Annotated in this window: 20 protein-coding genes; 9 read left to right on the top strand and 11 right to left on the bottom strand. The window is 68.6% G+C overall.

Annotated elements, in window-relative coordinates; all coding sequences use genetic code 11:
• Positions 1–19: 19 nt before the first annotated feature.
• Positions 20–943: a LysR family transcriptional regulator gene (locus EV138_RS38430; RefSeq protein WP_133983113.1), complete on the top strand. Its 924-nt coding sequence runs from the start codon at positions 20–22 to the stop codon at positions 941–943.
• Here the strand turns inward: EV138_RS38430 and EV138_RS30335 are convergent.
• Both EV138_RS30335 and EV138_RS30340 read right to left on the bottom strand, forming a co-directional pair.
• Positions 922–1,296, bottom strand: a complete 375-nt coding sequence (locus tag EV138_RS30335; protein ID WP_133983115.1) for a YchJ family protein — start codon at positions 1,294–1,296, stop codon at positions 922–924. The genes EV138_RS38430 and EV138_RS30335 overlap by 22 nt on opposite strands.
• 9 nt (positions 1,297–1,305) lie before the next feature.
• Positions 1,306–2,502, bottom strand: a complete 1,197-nt coding sequence (locus EV138_RS30340; RefSeq protein ID WP_238158510.1) for a low temperature requirement protein A — start codon at positions 2,500–2,502, stop codon at positions 1,306–1,308.
• Positions 2,503–2,682: 180 nt separating this feature from the next.
• On the opposite strand from EV138_RS30340, the gene EV138_RS30345 reads away from it, so the two are divergent.
• Together EV138_RS30345 and EV138_RS30350 are read left to right on the top strand one after the other, a co-directional pair.
• Positions 2,683–3,423, top strand: a complete 741-nt coding sequence (locus EV138_RS30345) for an SDR family oxidoreductase (RefSeq protein WP_133983117.1) — start codon at positions 2,683–2,685, stop codon at positions 3,421–3,423.
• A gap of 32 nt (positions 3,424–3,455) precedes the next feature.
• The gene (locus EV138_RS30350) at positions 3,456–3,683 is read left to right on the top strand and encodes a hypothetical protein (protein ID WP_133983119.1); all 228 of its coding nucleotides are present in this window, start codon (positions 3,456–3,458) and stop codon (positions 3,681–3,683) included.
• Between the two features lie 34 nt (positions 3,684–3,717).
• On the opposite strand, the gene EV138_RS30355 is transcribed toward EV138_RS30350, so the two are convergent.
• A complete protein-coding gene (locus EV138_RS30355) occupies positions 3,718–5,415 on the bottom strand; it encodes an MOSC and FAD-binding oxidoreductase domain-containing protein (protein ID WP_238158511.1) in 1,698 nt (565 codons plus the stop codon).
• 41 nt (positions 5,416–5,456) lie between these two features.
• Entirely contained in the window at positions 5,457–6,266 is an 810-nt protein-coding gene (locus EV138_RS30360) for a hypothetical protein (protein WP_133983121.1), read from the bottom strand.
• A 223-nt stretch (positions 6,267–6,489) separates the two neighbouring features.
• On the opposite strand from EV138_RS30360, the gene EV138_RS30365 reads away from it, so the two are divergent.
• Complete coding sequence (locus tag EV138_RS30365) at positions 6,490–6,957, top strand: GNAT family N-acetyltransferase (RefSeq protein WP_133983123.1); 468 nt, start codon at positions 6,490–6,492, stop codon at positions 6,955–6,957.
• On the opposite strand, the gene EV138_RS30370 is transcribed toward EV138_RS30365, so the two are convergent.
• The gene (locus tag EV138_RS30370; protein WP_133983125.1) at positions 6,950–7,522 is read right to left on the bottom strand and encodes a GNAT family N-acetyltransferase; all 573 of its coding nucleotides are present in this window, start codon (positions 7,520–7,522) and stop codon (positions 6,950–6,952) included. The two genes, EV138_RS30365 and EV138_RS30370, sit on opposite strands and share 8 nt — an antisense overlap.
• Positions 7,523–7,549: 27 nt before the next feature.
• Positions 7,550–8,512 (bottom strand): helix-turn-helix domain-containing protein, encoded by a 963-nt coding sequence (locus tag EV138_RS30375; protein WP_133983127.1) that lies wholly within the window; start codon positions 8,510–8,512, stop codon positions 7,550–7,552.
• 71 nt (positions 8,513–8,583) lie between these two features.
• Between EV138_RS30375 and EV138_RS30380 the strand changes: the two genes are divergently transcribed.
• Positions 8,584–8,895, top strand: a complete 312-nt coding sequence (locus EV138_RS30380) for a cupin domain-containing protein (RefSeq protein WP_133983129.1) — start codon at positions 8,584–8,586, stop codon at positions 8,893–8,895.
• Here EV138_RS30380 and EV138_RS30385 read toward each other — a convergent pair.
• From EV138_RS30385 to EV138_RS30400, 4 genes are all read right to left on the bottom strand, one after another.
• Positions 8,892–10,013 (bottom strand): MalY/PatB family protein, encoded by a 1,122-nt coding sequence (locus tag EV138_RS30385; protein WP_133983131.1) that lies wholly within the window; start codon positions 10,011–10,013, stop codon positions 8,892–8,894. The two genes, EV138_RS30380 and EV138_RS30385, sit on opposite strands and share 4 nt — an antisense overlap.
• Before the next feature lie 51 nt (positions 10,014–10,064).
• On the bottom strand, positions 10,065–10,850 hold the full coding sequence (locus EV138_RS30390; RefSeq protein ID WP_133983133.1) for a GAF and ANTAR domain-containing protein: 786 nt from the start codon (positions 10,848–10,850) through the stop codon (positions 10,065–10,067).
• 114 nt (positions 10,851–10,964) lie between these two features.
• Positions 10,965–11,318 carry a hypothetical protein gene (locus EV138_RS30395; RefSeq protein ID WP_133983135.1) on the bottom strand — a complete coding sequence of 118 codons (354 nt, stop codon included), beginning with the start codon at positions 11,316–11,318 and terminating at the stop codon, positions 10,965–10,967.
• Positions 11,319–11,381: 63 nt separating this feature from the next.
• Entirely contained in the window at positions 11,382–12,335 is a 954-nt protein-coding gene (locus EV138_RS30400; protein WP_133983137.1) for a helix-turn-helix transcriptional regulator, read from the bottom strand.
• Between the two features lie 91 nt (positions 12,336–12,426).
• Here EV138_RS30400 and EV138_RS30405 point away from each other — a divergent pair, with 91 nt between their 5' ends.
• Complete coding sequence (locus tag EV138_RS30405; protein ID WP_133983139.1) at positions 12,427–12,888, top strand: VOC family protein; 462 nt, start codon at positions 12,427–12,429, stop codon at positions 12,886–12,888.
• 175 nt (positions 12,889–13,063) lie between these two features.
• The gene (locus EV138_RS30410) at positions 13,064–13,813 is read left to right on the top strand and encodes a VOC family protein (protein WP_133983141.1); all 750 of its coding nucleotides are present in this window, start codon (positions 13,064–13,066) and stop codon (positions 13,811–13,813) included.
• A gap of 180 nt (positions 13,814–13,993) precedes the next feature.
• On the opposite strand, the gene EV138_RS30415 is transcribed toward EV138_RS30410, so the two are convergent.
• Positions 13,994–14,773 (bottom strand): AraC family transcriptional regulator, encoded by a 780-nt coding sequence (locus EV138_RS30415; protein WP_133984559.1) that lies wholly within the window; start codon positions 14,771–14,773, stop codon positions 13,994–13,996.
• Positions 14,774–14,881: 108 nt separating this feature from the next.
• Between EV138_RS30415 and EV138_RS30420 the strand changes: the two genes are divergently transcribed.
• Complete coding sequence (locus tag EV138_RS30420) at positions 14,882–15,859, top strand: zinc-binding dehydrogenase (RefSeq protein ID WP_133983143.1); 978 nt, start codon at positions 14,882–14,884, stop codon at positions 15,857–15,859.
• 153 nt (positions 15,860–16,012) lie between these two features.
• A complete protein-coding gene (locus EV138_RS30425; RefSeq protein WP_238158512.1) occupies positions 16,013–18,526 on the top strand; it encodes a X2-like carbohydrate binding domain-containing protein in 2,514 nt (837 codons plus the stop codon).
• Positions 18,527–18,555: the final 29 nt, after the last annotated feature.

Raw genomic sequence — 18,555 nt, forward strand, 5'->3', positions numbered from 1 at the left:
ACTGGCCTACGATCGACGGATGGAACTACGGCAGCTGCGGTACTTCGTTGCGGTGGCCGAGGAGCTCAACTTCGGCCGCGCCGCCGCCCGCCTGCACATCGCGGGTCCGTCGCTGTCCCAGCAGATCAAGGCGCTGGAGCGCGACCTCGGGGTCCGCCTCTTCGATCGCAACCGGCGATCCGTCACACCGACCGCCTCGGCCGACGCCCTGCTGCCCAAGGTCAGGGCCTTGCTGGCGGAAGCCGATGAGCTGCGTCGCTCAGCGGCGGGCCTCTCGGCGGCCGAGCCCGTGCGCCTCGGCTACGTCAGCTGGTACCCGCCCGACCTGGTCAGCCGGGTGTCAGGTGTCGCCCAATTGCACATCGACACTTGGGTGATGCCGTCGCACACTCAGGCCGCCCGGGTCGTCGACGGCAGCGTCGACCTGGCGATCGCCTGGATCACCACCGATGCCCTCGCCGCCAACCGGCTGGACGCGAGCTTCATCAGTGTGGACCGGCTGTACGCGCTGTCCGTCGGTCCCGACGACAGCCCGGTCCAGGCGAAGGACCTCGCCGTACCGGTCGACGCCGACCTCGCGACCTGGTCGTCCTGGAACGAGTACGCCGAGGAGTTCGCGCACGCGACCGGTGCGCGGCTGGAGTACACCGATGACGGCGGCATCACCCCGCCGTCGCTGTTCGACCATGTCCGCAGGCTCGGCCGTCCGGTGCTCAACTCGCCGAAGCGGACCGCCTTCGAGCTGCCGCCGGACATCGTCCAGCGGCCGGTCGTCGCGCCCACGCCGTACTGGACCTGGTCGTTGATCTCCCGCCAGGACGAGCCACGGGCAGCCGTCCGGGCCGCGGCGCAGGCTCTGACTCACGACGTCGCCCCGCTCGACCTGGACCCGGCGACGACCTGGCTGCCGGCGAAGGATCCCTACGCGACCGGTGCCAGATAGACCCAGCGGCCGTCCTCGCGGACGAACTGGCTGTTCTCGTGCTGCTCACCGGGTCGGCCGTCGGCCAGGTAGTGGGCGCGGAACTCGACCGTGCCTTCGGTAGGGAAGGCGGTCCCGCCGACCGTGTTGAGGATGTCGAGCGCGGTCCATTCGAGGTTCTCCTCGAAGGTCAGATGCGGCGGGCGGGTCGCCGCGGCCCAGGTGTGCAGCAGATAAGCGGCGTCCCGGACGACGAAAGCGACGTACCGCGATCGCATCAACTGCTCGGCGGTCGCCGCTGCCTTTCCCCGGTGCAGGCGGCCACAGCAGTCGTCATAGCCGGCGTCGAGTCCGCAGGGGCAGGTTTCGGCCATGACGACAATCTAGTCGGTGCGGAAGGTGATGGTCGCGGCGATCAGAAGCACCGAGGTCGTGGCGATGGCGGCTACGACCGCGGAGACGCCGATCCAGCTGACGGTCAGAGGCAGCAGCAGGATGACGGCAACGCAGCTCAGCAGGAAGAGGGGTGGGATGACCGGCTCGTCGACGAGCGGAGCGTGGACGGCCCAGAGCAAGGTGAGGAACACCGCGACCGGGATGGCGACGGCGTACGTGACTTCGAGTGGTGACGCCTCGACGTGATGACCGGTCTGGCCGACAGCGACCTCCAGGCCCGCGCCGAGGGCGGCCAGGGCGGCGAAGATGCCGTAGTGGCTGTAGCCCCACAGGTACGAGCGTTCGCGGCGGGCGCTGAGAGCCTCGCCGGCCGGCTCCAGGAAGTAGAGCCACCAGAGGGCGAACAGCAAGACGAGTGACGAGATCGCGACGGTGACGAACGCACCGCTGATCCCGGTCGCGTCAAGGGCGCCTTGGACCCCGGTGGCGGCGGCGAGGACGCTCTCGCCGAGCAAGATGATCGTGAAGAGGCCGTAGCGCTCGGCGATGTGGTGTGGATGCCAGTTGGTCGCCGAGGTGCGTTCGGCCCAGCGGGGGACGAGAAGATCGAGAACGGCCAGCACCAGGAACAGCGGGAGCTGGGTCGACGGCGGCAGCGCACCGGTGTCCAGCAGGACGAGCCGGAGCACCCATCCCACCTGCACGACGGCGATCCCCGCCGCGTAGCGGAACGCCGTACGCCGCCCGGCCGGGTCCTCGATTCCTGCTCGCACCCATTGCGCGACCAGGGCGATCCGCATGATCACGTAGCCGATCGTGATGGCGCGGAAGTCGGAGTGGTCGGCCGCTGCCGGTACGCCGGCCGCCAGCACCAGGACGCCGGCCATCTGCAGCATCGTGAGCAGCCGGTAGGCGACGTCGTCGGTGTCGTAGGAGGAGGCGAACCAGGTGAAGTTCATCCACGCCCACCAGATCGCGAAGAACACCTGCAGGAACGGCACGATCGAGACCAGGGCGTGCGCAGCGGCGATCTGGTGCGCTAGCTCGGCCGTGACCGCCGCGACCGCGACGACGAAGGTCAGGTCGAACAGCAGCTCGAGCTGGCTGGAGACGCGGTGCGGTTCGTCGATCGGCCGTGCGCTCATCGGCACCCGGATCCGGATCCTGGCGTTTGCTCCGGACAAGGGTCTCCTCCAGTCGGTCGACAGCTAGTGCCCCCGCACTAGGGACAGCACAGCGGTCACCACTGTGACAGAGGCCATCCGGAAGTCGTTCCCGGCAGCTGTCACACGCCACGGGGCTGTCCGGTCTTAGCTGGTGACCGGGCGGTGACGAGAGCCGCCGGCGGAACAGGAAGGTGTGCCATGAAGATCGTGGTTGTCGGCGGTACGGGCCTGATCGGGTCGAAGCTGGTCGCGAAACTCGGCGAGCACGGGCACGACGCGGTGGCGGCCTCGCCGAACACCGGTGTGAACACGATCACCGGCGAAGGACTCGAGGCCGTGCTGACCGGTGCGGACGTGGTGGTCGACGTCTCCAACTCGCCGTCGTGGGAGGACGACGCCGTCCTGGACTTCTTCCGGACCTCGACGAGCAACCTGCTCGCGGCCGAGGCCGCCGCGGGCGTCGGCCACCACATCGCGCTGTCCGTGGTCGGGACCGAGCGGCTCCAGGAGAGTGGCTACTTCCGGGCCAAACTGGCACAGGAGAAGCTGATCGAGGACTCGCCGATCCCGTACTCGATCGTGCGCGCGACCCAGTTCTTCGAGTTCGTCCCGAGCATCGCGGACGCGGCCTTCGACGGCACCGCGGTCCGGCTGGCGCACGTGTTCTTCCAGCCGATCGCGGCCGACGACGTGGCGCAGGCAGTCGGCCGGGTCGCGGTCGGTGCCCCGCTGAAGGGGCAGGCCGAGGTCGCCGGACCGGAGCGCTTCCGGATGGACGAGTTCTTCCGCACGGTACTTGCCGAGAGCAACGATCCGCGCGAGGTCGTCACCGACCCCGAGGCCGTGTACTACGGGATCTCGCCGACCGAACGGGCCCTTGTCCCCGACGACGACGCGACCCTCGCGGAGACCACCTACGCCGCCTGGTCCGCCAAGTGAGCTCCCAGGACCCGTGCTGACCAGGAGGAACGATGACCATGCCAGGTGAGAACGACTTCCTACCCGACCTCGAAGCCGAGGTCCAGGTCGAAATGACCATGGCCGAGGCAGGCCGCCCCGACGACGCCGCCGGGCCGGCGACCTGGCTGGTCGACCCGGCCGACGCCGCCCGCGACGAGGTCGCCCTCCACAGCCTCCTGGGCGCGGTGGAAGCCTTGGAACACGACACGCCTCCCGGCGTACAGCCGCCCTGGCGGTAGCCGATCGAGTCGATGCCGTGAGCAACCGCCGGCTTCACATGTCGAGGACCACGTCGTCCGTCGGACGGGCGCAGCAGATCAGCGTCTGTCCGTCGGGGGCGGGTTCGAGGGGAGTGGGGGAGTAGCTGACCTCGCCGGACAGGAGCGGGGTGACGCAGGTGTGGCAGACGCCGGTGCGGCAGCTCCACCGGGTGGGCACGTCGCAGGCTTCGGCGAGGTCCAGCAGATTGGTGCCGCCGAACGGCGTCGAGATGCCGCTCCGGGCGAACGTCACCATCGGTCCGGTTCCGGGCGGGCCCGCGGGTTGATGCGGTGGGCGGCTGACCTGCCCGGTGATGCCGGGGTTGGTCGACGGCAGGGCCCCGAAGAGCTCGGTGTGAATGCGATCCGTGGCGAGTCCGGCTGCTGTCAGCGCCTCCCGCAGATCGGCCATGAACGAAGCCGGCCCGCAGATGTAGGCACTCGCATCGACCGGAAGGGCGAGCTCCAGCAACTTCTCCTTGGTCAGCCGGCCGGTGGTTCCGCTGTAGTACAAGTGCTCCCGTGCGTTGGGCAGCGATGCGATCAACGCGCGGGCCTCCGCCGCCAACGGGTGTTCCTGCGTACTGCGGGCGCTGTGGATCCACCAGACCTCACGGGTACTGCGGACGCTCGCGAGCTGATGCAGCATGGCCAGCACCGGAGTGACTCCGATGCCGGCGGAGATCAGCAGCACAGGACCGGCCTGTTCGTCGAGCACGAAGTCACCGCGTGGCGCGGCCGCCTCGACGAGGGCACCCTTGTGCAGCTTGGTGGTCAGGTAACCGCTGACTTCGCCGTACGGCTCGTGCTTCACGCTGATGCGGTAGCGCTCACCGCCAGGAGCCGACGACAACGAGTAGCTCCGGACGGGCACTCGTACGCCGGGGTCGGCGATCCGCAGGGTGAGGTACTGGCCGGCCGGCGCGGGAGGCAACGGGGTGCCGTCGGGCGCGGCCAGATAGATCGAGGAGACTGTCGCGCTCTCTGCGATCACGTCGGTAACCTGCAACGGCCGGAAGCCGTTCCAGGACGGCTCATTGGGAGTCGCCTGCAGAAGGTCCCGGAACGAGCCCTGCCACCCTGGGCTGAGGGCCGGGATCTGGGTGGCGCGGAGGAGATCGGCCCGATCGCGATCGGGCAGGTAGAGAAGGGCGTCGGTGGCGGCGACCGTCAGCGCGTGCGGACCGGTCGTGGTCCTGACGATCTGATCGCCGGCCTCGACCACTCCTTCGGTGATGACCCTCAGGTAGAAGCCCGGGCGGTGATGGCTGACCAGCAGGGCGGGGAGTTCGGGCTCACCCATCCGCAGGCCCACCCGATAGCAGGTGACCCGCGGCTGGGTGACCTCGAACTCCGCCGTACCGATGCGGTAGCGGTCGCCGATACAGACCTCGTCGTCGGTCAGCCCGTCGACGGTGAAGTTCTCGCCGAACTGGCCGTAGCTGAAGTCGTCGCGGCCGAAGTACTCCTGCCAGTATCGGTAGGAGTCGAGCTGGTAGACGAGCACGGCCCGCTGCTCACCGCCGTGCCCGGCGGTGTCGCCCTGGCCGTCCCCGTCGATATTGAGCCGGCGGACTGTCGCCGGCCCGTCGACCGGATACTTCCAGACCCCGGTGTAGACGGTCTTCCCGTTCCAGGCCACGTCCTTCGGCTTGCCGACGTTCACCGACACGAGCGCAGAGCGCCCCTCGAACGACACCTGTCCCGTCACACCCACACTGCACCACGCAACCGCGTGCTGCCGCAACGAGCTCAGGCGAGGCGGATGCGGAAGATCGCCTCGTGGGCGTCGTGGCTGTCGACGTTGAGTGGAATGATCTTGGAGTTGAGCAGCTCGAGCTGGACCGTGCCGTCGCCGGGCAGCCAGTCGATCCGGTCGATGCCGCTGCCGAAGACCTTGCCCTCGTTCGGCTGGCCGGTCGCCTGGTCGTAGTTCGGGTTGTTGGTGTCCGCCGTCCAGATCACCGCCGTACCGCGGTCGTGGTAGTTCATCACGCGTTCGCGGTGGGTCTTCTTTTGCAGATCCCAGTACTGGCGCAGGTTCGGGTTCTGCGTGCCGTTGTAGGCGTCGTGCATGTAGTGGGTGTTGATCAGCACGAACTTGAGCGCCGGGTTCGACCCGTGCTGGACGGCGACCTCGTTGATCCAGCGGGGCGGCGACTCCCCGGGGACGACGCCGTGCACGAAGACCGAGTTGGAGTTGACGACCGTCCACGGGGCCGGCACCGAGATCGGTACGCGGAACGAACTCGGGTCGTGCAGGAACACGTTGTTGTACGCGGGACCGAAGTGCTGCGCGATCATCGCCGGCTCCCCCGTGTCGCCCTCGCTGATCTCCTGCCAGCCCACGAACGGCCTGGTCGCGTCACCGTTGCGCACGGCCTGGATCGCCGCGTCCCGGGCGCCGAGGTTCTTCCGCCCGATGTTGGCCGTGATCACCGGCAGCCGCACCCACTCACCGGCCGCAACGGCACTCTCACCCACCGCCCCGGCCACCGCGACCCCGGCCAGCGCCCCACCCCCAAGCCTGAGCGCCTGCCGTCTACTGATCCTGCTACCCATCTCCACCTCCACAAGAGCCCGGCCTCACGACCGGTTGGCGATTGTCCCGTCCACCACTCACCCGATCACACCAAAATCACGCCTCACCCCATCTCGACCAAACCCGATCACGCCGTACGACGTACGCCCTCACCCACCGGTTGCACCTTGCCCAACCTGAACCGGTGGCCAAGAACGCGAAAGCTGGTGTCTTGCCAACGCACCAGCGAAGTACGGTGCCTGGATGACGGCTGTGAAGCAGTGCGAAGAGCGGGTGGTCGGGGACCGGGAATTGGATGGGTTGCTGGACGGGGCGTTTGCTGAGTTGGTGGGGCGGTACGGGCGTGAGGGGCGGTCGCAGGTGAAGGAGGGGGCCCGGTATCTCGTGGTGCTGGGGGAGGGTGGGGTGGCGGTGGGCTGTGGCGCGGTGCAGGCGTTCGGGGTCGAGAGTGAGCATGCCGGCGATGGCGAGCTCAAGCGGATGTATGTGGTGCCGGCGGCGCGGGGGCGTGGGTATGCGCGGGCCTTGTTGGCCGGCCTCGAGGAACTGGCGCTGGCCGGCGGCCATCCGGTACTGCGGTTGGCGACCGGTGAGTTGCAGCCGGAGGCGATCGCGTTGTACGAGTCGAGCGGTTATGTACGTACGGCCTCCTGGGGCAAGTACGTCGACCAGCCGCTCACCCGGTGCTACGCGAAGATGCTGGTCAGGTGAGGGGGAGACGCATGAGGATTCGGGGGTGGCCGGCCAAGGTGGAGGTGGTGTCGGCGGCTTTGGTGAAGCCGGCGTGTTCGAAGTTCTTGCGGAGGCCGGCGTAGGCCATGGTGAGGTCGACCTTGGCGTCGCCGTTGTCGAGAGGGTAGGCCTCGATCGCCGGTGCCTTGTGGGCGCGAGCGAACTCGACGGCACCGGTGATGAGGTGGTGGGAGATCCCCTGGCCGCGATGCCCCGGACGCACGCGGATGCACCACAGCGACCACACCGGGAGGTCGTCGACGTGCGGGATCCTGCGATTGTGGGCGTAGGTGGTGTCGGCGCGCGGCGCGACGCCGGCCCAGCCCACGGGGGTGTCGCCGTCGTAGGCGAGCACTCCTGGCGCGATCTCCGCCTTGCACAGTTCGGCGACGAGCTCACCCCGGGCCGGACCGCGCAAAGAGTTGTTCAGCTTGGACGGGATCCGGTGGCTCAGACACCAGCACACCGTCGCCGTCGGCGACTTCGGCCCGATCACCGCACGCACATCCGCGAAGACCGACGCCGGCCGGATCTCGATGCTCATACCTCCGGATCGTACGACGTACCAGCGTCAAGGGCCTGCCTGGAAACCAGCCACCGCAGTCGGCCGGGACCTGAAGGCGCGGCGGTAGGCGCTCGGGGTGGTTCGGACGGCGGATTGGAAGCGGCGGCGGAGGTTGGTGGCCGAGGAGAGGCCGACGCGGGTGGCGATGGTTTCGATCGGGAGGTCGGTTTCTTCCAGCAGGGCACGGGTTGTGGCGATGCGTTGGGCCAGCAGCCATTGACCCGGGGCCGTGCCGAGCTGGTCGGCGAAGCGGCGGGCGAGGGTTCGCGGTGAGACGTTGATCCGGGCGGCCAGATCGTCCACGGTGATCGGTTCGGCGAGGTGATCGGTCGCCCAGTCCAGTAGTTCGCCGAGAGATTCGTTCGGTACCACGGCGGCTTCGCCGCGGTACTGGAGCTGGCCGCCCTCGCGGTGTGGCGGCATCACCATCCGGCGGGCGATCCGAGCGGCGTACGCGGCGCCGTGATCGGCCCGGATCAGCTGGAGACAGAGATCGATCCCGGTGCCGGAGCCGCCGCTGGTCGCGATGTCGCCGTGGTCGATGTAGAGCACGTCCGGGTCCACCCGCACGGCAGGGAAGCGACGCTGCAGTTCGTCGGCGTACCGCCAGTGGGTGGTGATCCGGCGCCCGTCGAGCAGGCCGGTCGCAGCCAGCGCGGCCGCACCCGAACAGATGCTGACGAGGCGGGCACCGCGCCGATGGGCCCGGCGGAGAGCACGCAGTACGGCAGGGGAGGGCTCGCGATCGAGCGGCAGCCAGCCCGGTACGACGATCGTGTCCGCGCGCTCCAGTCTTCGCAGGCCGGCCGGCACGATCATGTCGAAACCTTCAAGGGTCGCAACCGCGCCGGGCTGCTCGGTGCAAACGCCGAAGGAATAGCGCTCGTCACGGAAGACGGCCGCGACACAGCCCAGCTCGAAGCTGGACTGCGGCGCCGTCACCAGGGCCACCACGCGATGCACGACCATGGCAGAAAAGTACCGGATCGGGACTATCCAGACACTGGGACGCGACACCTCCGCGCTCCAGGATGGACGACATGCAGAACTTCGAATGGGCAGTGGCCGACGACGTACCCAGCCGTGAGGTGTTCCCCGGTATCAAGCTGCGGACCCTCTGGAAGGGCGAGGTCGCCTCGGCGCACCTGCTCCAGCTGGACCCCGGCTCCTGCTGGGAAGGCATCGACATCCACCAGCCGGGACCGGAGGAGGTGTTCGTCGTCGAGGGTGTCTTCAACGACGGAATCCGCGACTACCCCGCTGGTTCGTTCATCCACGCCCCGGCCGGTTCCTCCCATGTTCCCCAGTCGGCCGAGGGCTGCACCTTGTTCCTCTTCTACCCGGAGGGTTAGCCGAGGGCCGTCGAGATCCGGGTGAGCATCTCGGTGACGAGTTCTTCGCTCGTACCGAAGTTGAGCCGGGCGAAGGTGGTCGCCGCCGGGTCGTAGCTGGTACCCGGGCTGAGCGCGACGCCGGCTTTCGACAGCAGGAAGTGAGCCGGGTCCTCGTCGAGCGCACCGGCGAAGTCGAGCCACCCGACGTACGTGGCTTGCGGGGGAGTCCACGAGACTCCGGCGGGAAGCCCGGTGTCGATGACGGTGCGGTTCCGGTCGAGTTGGCGCAGGACGTCGTCGAGCCAGTCGTCGCACTGGGAGAACGCGACTTCGGCCGCGAGCACGCCGAGCAGGCCGGCCTGTTCGGAGGCGATCGACGACCGGCGTACGACGTCCTGCGCGCGGTCCGAGGCGGTGACCATCATCGCGGCCTTCAGCCCGGCCAGGTTGAACGCCTTCGACGCCGAGGTCAGCGAGATTCCGCACGACCGCGCCGCGTCCGATACCTCCAGCCACGGCACGTGCTTCGCGCCACCCGGAAGGACCAGCGGCGCGTGGATCTCGTCGGCGAGCACCCAGGCGCCGTACTGCGCGCAGAGGTCGGCGATCTGCTCCAGTTCGTCGCGCGGCAGCACCCGGCCGGTCGGGTTGTGTGGGTTGGCGAGGATCAGCACGTCGAGACCGTCCCGCAGTCGCGCGGCCAACCCGTCGAGGTCGAAAGCCCCGTCGGCGGCCAGGGGGATCGGCACCAGCGAGAAGCCCGCCGGCGGCAGTTGCAGCAGGAACGGGGGATAGGCGGCGGACGCGAAGCCGACCGACCCGCCCGGCGCGACGATCCGGCACAGCTCGATCAGCCCGAGCATCACGTCGGGCACGAGGGCGAGCTGATCCGGATCCACCTGCCAGTCCAGCCGTCGCCGCGCGAACCCGGCGAACGCGTCACCCAGAGAAGCCGGTACCCCGGCCGTGTAGCCGAGGTCGCCGCGGGAAACCGCGTCGTGCAGGACCGCGGTGATCGGCTCCGCCAGCTCGAAGTCCATCTCCGCCACGGTCGCGGCGATCACCCCGTCGTCGTAGCCGAACCACTTCTCGCTGCGTCGCTGCTGCAGTTCCTCCAGTGCCGGCACCTTGGGCATGGCCCTCCTTCGATCGGCTGAGTGTCCTTCCCGTACCCAGCGCGGCCGGATTCAGGCCGGCGGCCGCAGCTCCGTGTTGCCCGCGTGAGTGCCGTCCGCCGGGAGTTTGCGGGTGTCGATCAGTTGCTGGGCGACGTCGCGCAGCTTGGTGTTGGTGTCCTGCGAGTAGCGCTTGAGGATCGCGAACGCGCGGTCGCCGTCGACGTCGAAGCGCTCCATCAGGATGCCCATCGCCTGGCCGACGAGTTTGCGGGCGTCCACCGCCTGCGCCATCGAGACCTCGTGCCGGGCGGTGGCGACGGCGACCGAGGCATGCCGGGCGAGGATGTGGGCGATCGCCTCGTCGTCGGCGCCGAACGCATCCGGGTCGGGGCTGTAGAGACCGAGTACGCCGACGGTCTGCGGCCGCGTGCCACCCGTCTGGAGAGGTACGTCGAGGACGCTGCGTACTCCGAGTGCCGCGACCTTGGCCGCCCATTCCGGCCAGCGGTCCTCGGTGCCCGTGTCGCGGATCAACACGGTGGTCCGCTCCCGCAAGGAGGTGACCAGCGGCCCGGTGTCGCTGGAGATCTGCATCTCGTACGCCTCGGCGACGACCGGATCGGTGACGGCGGCGACCTCTGGACGACGGCCGCGGACGTTCAGCACGATGCCGGCGTACGAGCAGTTCAGGGCCTGCAGCGCGAACTGGGCGACCGCGTCGACAGTCTCCACCAGGCCGTCGGCGTCGTGCAGCTCGACCGCCAGCCGTGCGAACGTGTCAGCGACCTGCTGGCCGTCGGCCGCCTCGGCGTCGAGGGGTGCCTCCTCGGCGGCCACCCGGTGGGACTGAGTCATGCGCACATCATGCCAAGTCCGCCGCGCGGGCGCGTACGGACACGGCTCGATCAGTCTGCGCCGTGAGACGACGCGGGCGGCGCCGGGCGAGCGGTACGCCGGTACGTCGTTGCCTCAGGCGTGGTCGCCGTCGAGAAGCTCGTGGAGTTCGGCGACCGCCTTGGTGATGTCGTCGTAGTCGTTCTGGGCGGCGCGCGACTCGGCGCTGATCACGCCGCAGCGGTGGACTCGGCGGAAGTCGCCGTACGGGAACTTGTAGTGGCCTTTGGTCTCCTCGCTCGAATCGGTGTCGACACCGAGGTACCACTTGCCGTACTCGCTCCAGCCGTGTTTCTCGAGGTACGCGTTCTCGTCGTCCGCGCTCGGCGCGTGCTCGCTCCAGTCGTCGCGCTCGTCCATCACCGTCTGGTTCTTGCGGGCCAGGCTCTTGGCGTGGTCGAAGGCGGCCTTGTTCAGTTTCACCGTCATCGTGGTCAGCTCCTCCACTGTCGGACCTGTCCCAAGTGCCCAGCCGCTGGGTCCGAAAACGCGTCAGGTGCTTCGCGCCGCTGACTGCAGTCGCTCCGCCAGGACCCGACAGCGGTCCGTCAGCTCGGGCGGATCGAGTACTTCGAAGGGATGTCCCAGCAGGACCATGTGCATCAGGACGAAGTCGAGGCTGCCACCGCCGCTCAGTACTTCGCAGCGCTCGCCATCACGCGGTCGGACAACGGCGGCCGCCGCCGGGATCTGGGCGCGAACGGTCTCCGCCGACGCGTGCACGAGGAAGCGGGCCTGGTGCGGGTAGACCCGGCTCGACACAGCTTCCTGCACGTACGACGCTGCGTCCGGAGCCGGGCGCGCCCGGAATCGCCAGGTCCGCGCCGCCACTTCGGTCATCCGGTCGACGCGGAAATTGCGCCAGTCGTCGCGGTCCAGGTCGTACGCGAACAGGTACCAGCGCCGGTCGGAGGAGACCAGGCGATAGGGCTCGACCCGGCGCCGGCGTACCTCGCTCCCGGACGGGTAGTCGAACCCGGCCTCGACCTGGTCCCGGCACGCCCTGGCCAGCGTCATGATCACCTCGGGATCGACCGGCGCCCGGCCTCCGCCGAAGGACTCCACCGAGCCGGCAAGGGCACGCACCTCATGCCGCAACCTGGTCGGCAGCACCCGGTCGAGCTTGGTCAACGCCCGTACGGCGGCGTCGCTCGCGCTCGCCACGCCGCCACCCGCGCCGGCGAGCAGCGAGACAGCGGTGGCGATCGCCTCCTCGTCGTCGAGGAGCAGTGGAGGCAGGTCCTGCCCGGGACCCAGTTGGTAGCCGACGCCCTGACTGGCGTGCACCTGGTAGCCGAGAGTGCGGAGTCGCTCGACATCACGTCGTACGGTGCGTGGCGTGACTCCGAGGCGGGCGGCCAGCTCGGGTCCGGTCCAGACCTGGCGTTGCTGGAGCAGCCCGAGCAAGGTCAGTACGCGTTCCGTCGTACCCAGCTCGTCATCCATGACGTCCAGCCTGCCAGAACTAGCGGACCGATCCTGTCCGCTTGGGGTGCCAGTGTGAAGCTATGAAGACAGCTATGAGCGGAGCAAACCGATGAGCCGTGAAATCCAGGTCACCTTCGATGCCAACGACCCGGCCGCGTTGTCGACGTTCTGGCGGGACGTGCTGGGCTATGTCCACCCTGGTCCGCCTGGTGTGGACCTGCCGGAGGGTGCCGATCCGCTGGCGGCGTGGGACGAATTCCTCGAGCGGGCCGGTGTGCCGGAGAACGAGCGCAACAGCGCGTCGGCGCTGGAGGATCCCGACAAGCGAGGTCCCCGCCTCTTCTTCCAGCAGGTGCCGGAGGACAAGGTCGCCAAGAACCGCGTGCACCTCGACGTCCGGGCCGCGCCGGGACTGGAGGGCGACGAGCGGATGGCGGCGCTGGAGGCCGAATGTGCCCGGCTGGTCGCGCTGGGAGCGACGCGGGTCCGGCGCAGCGAGCCCGCGCCGCCGATGAGTCTTGGATTCATCGTGATGACCGACCCGGAAGGCAACGAGTTCTGCCTGGACTGACGGGATGAGGATGGCCGGGGTGGCGAGAAGCTCTTCCGGAGGCGAGCTGCTCGACCCCGGCCACCGCGCCCGCACTACCCGGTCGGCGGCTGGGGCAAACCTGCTTCCGGGGCGGTCGGCCGGCGGGATCAATTTCGGACGGCGATCGTCTGGAACGGGAGTTATCGTCGCGGTCATGGACATGTTGACGACGGAGCAGATCGAGGCGGCGGACCTCAAGGACTGGCGGAAGCTGGGCCAGGGCTTCCATGCGCGGTACGTGGTGGACGGGTTCGGCGAGGGGGTGCGGCTCGTCGCCGCGGTGGGGCAGGCCGGCGATGTGCTCGGACATCACCCGCGGGTGACGATGGGGGACGGGTTCGTCGACCTGAAGCTGATCAGCGAGGACGCGGTCTACCGTGACGGCGACGGCCGTGAGCACGTCGTCGAATGGGTGACCGAGAAGGACCTCGAGCTCGCGCGGCGGATCACCGAGATCGCTGCCGAGCAAGGGATCGTGGCAACGCCGAGCGCGGTCACCGTGGTCGAGTTCGCGATCGACACCGCGCACGCCGCGGCGATCGCGCCGGTCTGGGCGGCGTTGCTGACCGGAAGTACCGAGGCGCAAGGGCGCGGCACGATCGGCACCGACATCCGCGATGCGACCGGCCGGGTGCCGATCCTGTGGTTCCAGGAGACCGACGAGCACGAGACGCCCCGGCAGCGCTTCCACCTCGACATCTGGGTCCCGCCGGAGATCGCCGAATCCCGCATCGCCGCGGCCGTCGCCGCCGGCGGCATCGTCGTCGACGACAGCCAGGCGCCGTCCTTCACGGTCATCGCCGACCAGGACGGCAACAAGGCCTGCGTCTGCACCTACCTGTCCGCCGACGAACCCGCCACCCCCGACGAAACTCCGGAGACCCCCTGGTCCGTCGACCGATAGCCTGCCGCGGTGATCGACCTGCCGCCCTCGCGATGTCTCGCTGGGGTGGAACGAGGGCGCTGACCTCGTTGCCCGCGAACCCTCGAGCCCGGTGGGACCTCCAGCTCGACGGCGAACTCGCGCACGGGTCCAACGCGATCGTCCTCCCGGTCCTCCGGTACGGCGAACTTGGTGCCGGTCTCACCGAGGATCCGGTTCGGTGCCGGCGGCTGCTTTGCGCGTTCCTCTGAGCTGGCCTTGGGTCCGGTAGCGGCCGGGGGTGGTGCCGATGAGGTTGGTGAAGGCTGTGATGAAGCTGCTGGGGTTCGACCAGCCGCAGGCGTGGGCGACGTAGGTGGTGTCGTGGCCGTGGGCCAGGAGAACGAGGGCGTTGTAGATGCGGAGTTGGGTGCGCCATTCGTAGAAGGTCATCCCGAGTTCGTCGTGCAGGAGCCGGCTCAGGGTGCGGCCGCTGGCTCCGATCCGCTGACCGAGGTCGGCCAGTGACGTGTTGGTCGACGGGTCGTCGTACAACAGGCGGGCGAGTGCCTGCAGGCGGTCGTCTTGCGGCTCAGGGAGTTGCAGCGGTTGCTCTTGTGCTTCAGGCAGTTCGTCGACGAGAGCCCGGCTGAGGCGAGCGGTCGCGGCCCGGTCGTACGCCGGTTTGCCGGGGTCGTAGTTGCGCGGGCCGGTCAGTGCGAGCAGGAGTTCGCGGGCCAGCGCGGAGACCATGAACACCGCCGGGCGGTCGGGGATCCGCCGGGCCAGTGACGCCGGCAGGAAGAGGATTCGCATCTCCGTCTCGCCGTGAGCCCGGTGATAGTGCGTGAATCCGGCCGGTGTCCAGCCGACCCGGTTGGCCGGAACGATCGACGTACCGTGCTCGGTGTGCACTGTCAGCACACCGCTCGCGGCGTACACGAGATGCCCACGGCGATGCGACTGCGCCGGGCTCGTGCCACCGGAGGTCCACAGGTGCATGCCTCCCGAGGCCCAGAGCTGGGACGAGCGGGGAGCTTGGCGGCCGACGAGCATAAGTTGGCAGTTTACCGGTGGCCGGTCACGACGCCCGCTGGCGAGAGTGAACACATGAGTACGACGATGCGAGCGGCAGTCTGTGTCAGAGCGGGCGGCCCGGAGGTTCTGGAGATCCGTGACCTGCCCGTGCCGGAGGTGCGGGACGGCTGGAGTTTGGTGCAGGTGAAGGGAGTGGGGCTGAACCGCTCGGAGTTGAGGACCCGGCAGGGTCATTCGCCGAGCGTGGTGTTTCCGCGGGTGCTGGGGATCGAGTGTGTGGGAGTCGTCGCGGACTCGACCGATCCGGCGTTGCCGGAGGGGACGACGGTCGCGGCGGTGATGGGTGAGATGGGCCGCGCGTTCGACGGCGGCTATGCGCACTACGCGTTGCTGCCCAACTCGCTGCTGATGCCGATCAGTACTTCGTTGCCGTGGGAGGTGCTGGCCGCGCTGCCGGAGACCTACCTGACTGCGCACGGCGCGCTGGACGCGTTGGACGCCGGGTCGGGCGGGAGGTTGCTGATCCGCGGCGGGACCTCGTCGGTGGGAATGGCGGCCGCCTCGATCGCATCCGGCTACGGGATGGAGGTCGCTGCGACGACCCGGCGGGCCGACAAGGCCGACGCGTTGACGGCGGCCGGTGTCGACCACGTGCTGATCGACGCCGACGGGTCGCTGGGCGCCGGCCTGCCCTGGTCCGACGGACCGGAGTACGTCCTGGACCTGGTCGGGGCGAGCACAGTGGCGGACTCACTGCAGTCGGTACGCCGTGGCGGAACCGTCTGTGTCGCGGGTTCACTCAGCGGCTGGCTGATCCGGGACTTCGAACCGATCGCGATGATCCCGTCCGGCACCCGGTTGACCGCCTTCCACAGCGACACCCTCAAGGGCAGCGCGGGTGCGTCAACCCTGCAGCGGATCGTCCACGAGATCGAGACCGGCACCTACCGCCCCAACCTCGACCAGGTCTTCGACCTCGAGGACATCGTTGCCGCCCACAACTACATGGAGACCGACCAGGCCACCGGCAAGGTCGTCGTCCTGCCCTGACTCGAACGCCGACCGACCGCGGCGGTGGCGGTCGGTCGGCGCAGGTTAATTAACTCGATCAAGAATGTCGGCATCGAGATCTTGACATCGCCTCCGGCAGCCCTCAGGGTTCCAATATCCTATTCGATATGTGGTTTGTGAGGTCACACCCTGATGACCAGGTTCCTTCGAAACAAGGTGGTGCGGGGCGTGCTGGCGGGGGTCGCCGTCGCTGTGCTGCCGGTCGGGATCACTGCTTCCGCCGCGCGCGATCCCCGCGGTACGCCGGCCGCGCCGCGAGCTGACGCCAGAACCACGACGAGTACCACGAACGCGAGCATCTCCACGCCTGCGCACGTCACCACCACGTCGAGCGCTTCGCTCGGGCCGGCGGGGGCCGTGGCTGCCAAGCCGTACATGGGGTGGAGCAGTTACAGCATGCAGGTGTACTCCAACGACGGTGGTGGCTGGATCAACGCGGCCCAGCTCATCGCCCAGTCGGACGCGATGCACCAGAAGCTTCAGCAGTACGGGTACAAGTACATCAACATCGACGCGGCCTGGAACGGCGGCACCGACGGGTACGGTCGGCCGGTACCGAGTGCGAAGCTGTTCCCGAACGGCCTGCAGGCGGTGATCGACCACATCCACGGGAACGGCCAGAAGGTCGGTCTCTACAGCATCCCGGGCATCTCGAAGGCGATGCTGGACGCCAACCTCCCTGTCTACGGTCATCCCGAGTGCAGGACGGGCGACCTGGCCAAGCAGCCGTTGCAGCAGGGCGACTACTGGGGCTTCGGCTACCGCATCGACATGACGAAGCCGTGCGCGCAGGCGTACATCGATTCGATCGCCGACCTGTTCGCCTCCTGGGGCATCGACTTCCTCAAGTTCGACAGCGTGACGCCGGGCTCGGGTCACAACGACCTGTCGATGGACGCCCGCGACGAGGTCAAGGGCTGGTCGCAGGCCCTCGCGCGGCACAAGATCTGGCTCGAACTGTCCTGGGCCCTCGACATCAACTACGCCGACTACTGGAAGTCGGTCGCCAACGGCTGGCGGGTCGAGTGGGACGTGGAGTGCTACTGCCCGGGCGAGGCGCTGACCGCCTGGCCGAACATCGCGCGACTCTTCCCGAAGGCGGCCGACTGGTGGCGGCACGCGGGGCCGGGTGGCTGGAACGACTTCGACTCACTCGACGTCGGCAACGGCACGATGGACGGGCTGACGAAGGACGAACGCCGTACGGCGGCAACGCTGTGGGCCGTCTCCGCCGCACCCTTCTACATCGGCAACGACATGACCAAGCTCGATTCGTACGGCGTGGAACTGCTCACCAACCCTGAGGTGATCGGGGTCAACCAGGCCGGGCGTCCGGCGCAGCCGGTGTCGACCAGGACCAACAAGCAGGTCTGGCACGCGCTGAACGCGGACAGCTCGTACACCGTTGCCTTGTTCAACCTCGGGACCACCGAGGCCAACCTGACGGCGAACTTCGCCGATCTCGGCCTGGACGGTTCGGCGACCGTGCGCGACCTGTGGGCTCGCAAGGATCTGGGCAAGTTCACCTCCGGCTACACCGCGGCGGTCGTGCCTCCGCACGGCGTCCGGCTGTTCAAGGTCACGCCGCAGAAGCAGGCCGCGATCCGTGTCAACGACGACGACCTGCGGGTCGGGTACGACGGAACCTGGCAGCGCAACAACAACTACGAGGTGCCGGCCGTCTCCGAGCCGCTGACGGTCACGGTGACCGACTCGGGCACGGCGCCCGCTCCGACGCCGGTCACCACGTCCGGCGTACGGACTGTTGCCTTGAACAACGATGACCCGGGCATCGTCTACACGGGTTCGTGGAGCCGGAGTACGGGGCGTGGGCTCGGCGACTACCAGGACGACGTGCAGTACACCGAGACCAATGGCGACGCCTTCTCGTACAGCTTCGTCGGCAACGGGGTCGACTACGTCACCGAGAAGGATCCGTCGCAGGGCGAGGTCGACATCTACGTCGACGGCGCGTTCAAGGCGACCGTGGACACCCATGCGGACTCGCGCTCGGCGCAACAGGTCGTCTACAGCATCTCGAACCTGCCGAACGGGAGCCACACGATCCGCGCGGTGAAGAAGTCGGGCCAGTTCATGCTGCTCGACAAACTGGTCGTCCGACAGGAGAGTCTGCTGAACCCCGGTACGGCGGCGTTCGACCAGGGTGCCCAGGCCGACGTGACGACAGAGATCGGGCGCGACCCGGGTGAGCTCGTCTCGATCGCCAACGGTGGCAAGGCTCTTGTGAAGGGGACCGACTACACCGTCGACGGCAAGGTGGTGACGATCAAGAAGGCGTACCTGGCGACGCAGCCGGTCGGGAGTACGAAGCTCGACTTCAGCTTCCGGGGTGACTACCGCGACGACGTGCACGCCTCGACGGCAGCCGGCGCGGCGATCAACTTCACCTTCCGGGGTACCGGCATCGACTGGGTCACGGCACTGGCTCCGGACCAGGGCGAGGCCGACGTCTACCTGGACGGCAAGCTCGTCACCCGGGTCAACCTGCACAGCGACGTACGGGTCACCACGCGGCAGGTGTTCAGCCGCACCGGTCTGACGGACGCCCAGCACACGCTGCGCATCGTGAAGGTCTCCGGCGACGTACTGCGCAACGACCTGATCCGCTACACGCTGGCGAAGTAGCCCGTCCGATCACGAAGAATGCCCCCGCC

The organism is Kribbella voronezhensis (assembly GCF_004365175.1).
GTDB lineage: Bacteria > Actinomycetota > Actinomycetes > Propionibacteriales > Kribbellaceae > Kribbella > Kribbella voronezhensis.